At 46.8% G+C, this 3,982-nt stretch carries 3 protein-coding genes; 2 read left to right on the top strand and 1 reads right to left on the bottom strand.

Translation table 11 applies throughout. The features are described from left to right. Positions 1-44: 44 nt before the first annotated feature. Positions 45-1,550, bottom strand: coding sequence for a GAF domain-containing protein (locus AZ66_RS27610; protein WP_052648909.1), 1,506 nt, complete (start codon positions 1,548-1,550; stop codon positions 45-47). A 371-nt stretch (positions 1,551-1,921) separates the two neighbouring features. On the opposite strand from AZ66_RS27610, the gene rpsD reads away from it, so the two are divergent. Both rpsD and AZ66_RS27620 read left to right on the top strand, forming a co-directional pair. After that, positions 1,922-2,521 carry a 30S ribosomal protein S4 gene (gene rpsD, locus AZ66_RS27615; RefSeq protein WP_021262580.1) on the top strand — a complete coding sequence of 200 codons (600 nt, stop codon included), beginning with the start codon at positions 1,922-1,924 and terminating at the stop codon, positions 2,519-2,521. Between the two features lie 171 nt (positions 2,522-2,692). Further along, positions 2,693-3,982 (top strand): transglycosylase domain-containing protein (locus AZ66_RS27620; RefSeq protein ID WP_044357839.1); only part of this gene is annotated, 1,290 nt, incomplete at its 3' end.

Raw genomic sequence — 3,982 nt, forward strand, 5'->3', positions numbered from 1 at the left:
CCGATCAATCTGCTTATCCAGATAATGCCGAGCATAGAGACCAGTCAGCTGATCTTGTTGGCAAGATGCTTCACCCTAGCATGCAAAGTGGCGTTGGCAATCGCAAGGCCGATATGAGTGGCAAGCATTTGCAACAGTTTCAAATTCTCATAGGTAAAGAACTGCGGCCGCTTGTCTGCCAGCACGACAATACCAACCAGCTCACCTCCGCCAAATAACGGTGCAGCAATCACAGAGCGCAGTCCAAGCTTTTCAAAGAAATGCATGGAAGTAGGGCTCTGTTCCTTGCTGTCTGAGATGATAATTGGCTCGCGCAATGAGATCATGTAGCCGAACAGTCCTTCATCCGCTGGCATATGGGCACCATCAAATTCTTCGAGGTTGCAGGATACAACCTCAAAGCGGTTCTTCTCGGCATTGAGCTGCAGCAGTACACAGAACTCAGCCCCGAATACTCGGAGCAATTCATGCGTCGCATCCCGGAATACGTCCCGCAACCTCAAGCTCTGATTAATTCGCTTCGTCAAGTCATTGATAAAGCGAAGCTCTTGAATGACCTCGTTGGCCTGCTCATGAAGGCGCGCATTTTCAAATGCCGTACCTGCTGTCTCGACCACGAGTTGAATGAGTTGTACATCGGAAGGATCTGGTTCCTCGTATGGGAAGCAGACTTTCAGCACGCCGTACGAGCCCTGCTTCCCGCAAAGAGCAAAAGCAACTTCGGTGTGACCCTCTTGCGTCCGGCCGTAGCACAGCTCTCCCTTCATAAATGCCTGCATGACAATCGGATCGCCCCAAGACTTGAACACGAGTGTCTTCACCTTCGGGTTCACACTATGGTGATCCTGTGATAGATACACTTCAATGCTCGATTCCGGCACAAGCCGCTCTACACTTTCCATTATTTGCGTTAGCACCGCATCAACATCAATTCGATCATGCATGTGACGCACCACATTATATAGAACATCTCTGCGTTTGTATTCTCGTTCAACAATGCGCTGAGTGTACATGAGTTCCTTAATAAATGTATATTCGAATGCAAGGTAGAACTGCGAGCGAAGCGCGTGTGTCCACGCTTCCAGCGCTGTCATGGCTCCACTCGACATAGCTGCCGACAGCTTGTAAGCAACGGCTGCGAATACATTTTGCCCCTCGCGTGTCTGCAGCGGGCAGATAACTAACTGTCCATTGTCTATAGCTGCTGTTGTCTTGGTTCGTTCTTGCAAGCATTCATTCAATGCTATACTTATCCTGCTATCCGCATGCAGTGACTCATCCCCTGCTAACCATCCTCCGGCATAATCGTAGATCGCACTGCTTCCAATTACAGAAATCGCTTCATACGGCATATCCTTCAGCCATGCGCGATATGCGGATTGCAATTGCAAGGCAATATAAGGGAAATCATGCGTCGTCACGTCACGCTGAAGCAGCCATCCTTCTAATGCCAAGTCTTCGTCGACAGGAGCAGGATCTTGGCAATCCTCTGTCTCTGTCTTCATGGGTTCAAATTCAGTTGTGTATTGTGGAAGTTGACGTTCCGTCATCCTCTTCTCCTTCATTTTCGAAAGGTTGTTCAATTTCTATCATACATGATTTTGCAATTAAAATGTACTATATCCCGAAAACCAATTCTAAATTTTTGGTCCATTTGAACCATGCCAAAAGATCTAACTAAAAATCAAATCCTAACTCAATTTGATTATATGGCTTGACAGGAGTGTACTCTATCTTATAATATTATGTGATGTATATGGGCGAAACTGTTGTGTCACCCTCACGATAATCATCACCGACTAGGCAGCGGCTGAAAACCTGAGTCGGAGCTGACCGAATTATCGGAAAGCATAGGATGATTTCGACGCAATGACACCCCACAATCTAACGATAATTTTGATTGAGAAGGAGTCAATATAACATGGCACGTTACACAGGTCCTAAATTTAAATTAAGCCGTCGTCTTGGAATTTCCTTGAGCGGTACTGGTAAAGAATTGAAGCGCGCGTATCCTCCTGGACAACATGGTCCAAACCAACGTAAAAAATTGAGCGGATACGGCGTTCAATTGCAAGAAAAACAAAAATTGCGCCACATGTACGGTTTGGGCGAGAAGCAATTCCGCACACTGTTCAACCGCGCATCCAAATTGCCAGGTATCGCTGGTGAGAACTTCATGTTCTTGCTCGAAAGCCGTTTGGACAACTTGGTATACCGTCTTGGCTTTTCCAACTCCCGTGCAGGTGCTCGCCAATTGGTAGCACACGGTCACGTGACTGTAAACGGCAAGAAAGTAGACATCGCGTCTTACCTCGTATCTCCTGGTGATGTAATCGGCTTGCGTGAAAGAAGTCGTAACTTGAAAGTGATCAAGGAAGCTCTTGAAGGCCGTCATCACTTGGTAGCATACATGGAGTTCAACGAAGCTGCTATGGAAGGTAAATTCGTACGTTTGCCTGAGCGCGGCGAGTTGTCCCAAGACATCGATGAAAAGCAAATCGTCGAGTTCTACAGCCGATAAGATTCGCTCTATCGCATAGAAGCGACACCACAATCGCCTTCCCTAGCGGGAGGCGATTTTTTTATTTTTTCCGCTATATTATCATCAGGAAATGCGATAACGGACGCTCTTTTTCCTCTCACTTTTATGGTATAATGGAAAGCGCTGCAATTACTAAGGAGGAAATAATGCATGGTTGAGGAGAAAGTGACGGAAAGCGGCAAAAGACCGGCGCGCAAGAGGTCGATTGGCCGCACGATATGGTCCGTTATGAAGTGGCTCATGCTGTTCGGCCTGCTATGCGGCTTATTTGCTGGTGGCGCTGGTATCGGTTATGTAACGTCCTTAGTCAAGGACGAACCGGTTCGCCCACGAGAAATGATTCAGCAGAAGATTCAGGAGAATGCCATAACCGGATTCGCTTTTTTCAATGACGGCAATCCAATCGGACAGCTTCGAACCGAAGAGGATCGTCGTCCCGTCTCATTAAAAGATATCCCCCAATCCGTCATTGATGCCCTTGTTGCGATTGAAGACAATCGATTCTATGAACATATGGGCGTTGATATTCGCGGACTGTCTCGGGCTGTTGTACAGAAAGTAATGAATCAATCTGTGCAGACAGGCGGCAGTACGCTTACTCAGCAATTGGCAAGACGTGTATTTTTAAATTTGGATCGTACCGACAGTCGTAAAGCGAAGGAAATACTGCTCTCCATGCGTATGGAGCGTGTATTGTCCAAAGATGAAATTATTGTTGCATACTTAAATAAGGTTCCTTTCGGCAACGGTTCAACAGGCTACAACTTATACGGAATTAAAGCAGCAGCAAAAGGTATTTTTAATATTGATAATCTGAGCAAGTTGAACATCGCCCAATCTGCGTATCTTGCAGGCCTTCCACAGCTTCCATCCGCTTACTCGGCCTTTACCGGTAAAGGTGAAGTCAATGAAAAAGGGATTGCACGCGCAATTGAACGGCAGAAGCTTGTTCTCAAACGGATGCTTGAAGAAAATAAAATTACGATGCAGCAATATAATGAAGCGCTGGCGTTTGATATCCGCAAATCAATTGCCCAGCCTCGGGAGAAGGCATACGCTACATATCCATATCTGATGATGGAAACAGAACGTGCCGCAGCAGAAGTACTCGTACTTCAGCAGAATCCTGGACTTACGAAGGCAGACTTGCGCAAGCGGGAGAACAACGATATGCTGCAGTCGGCACGCGAGCAGCTGCTACGGGGCGGTTATCTCGTGTATACCACCATTGATAAGAAAATATATGATTCAATGAAGCGAGTCTCTGCAAATCCTGATAATTTCTCACCTGACAGCAAGACGAAGGGTGTTGAACAGGTAGCATCGCTGATGGTCAACCATAGAACAGGTGCCATTCTTGGCATGATCGAAGGTCGTGACTTCAAGATCGAGCAGATGAACTTCGCCACGCAAATGCTGAAGCAGCCTGGCTCGACAATG

This window comes from Paenibacillus sp. E194, from assembly GCF_000935845.1.
GTDB lineage: Bacteria > Bacillota > Bacilli > Paenibacillales > Paenibacillaceae > Paenibacillus_B > Paenibacillus_B alvei_B.

Coding starts and splice junctions, on each gene's coding strand:
- AZ66_RS27610 (WP_052648909.1), bottom strand. CDS start 1,550: ATGACGGAACGTCAACTTCCACAATACACAACTGAATTTGAACCCATG.
- rpsD (WP_021262580.1), top strand. CDS start 1,922: ATGGCACGTTACACAGGTCCTAAATTTAAATTAAGCCGTCGTCTTGGA.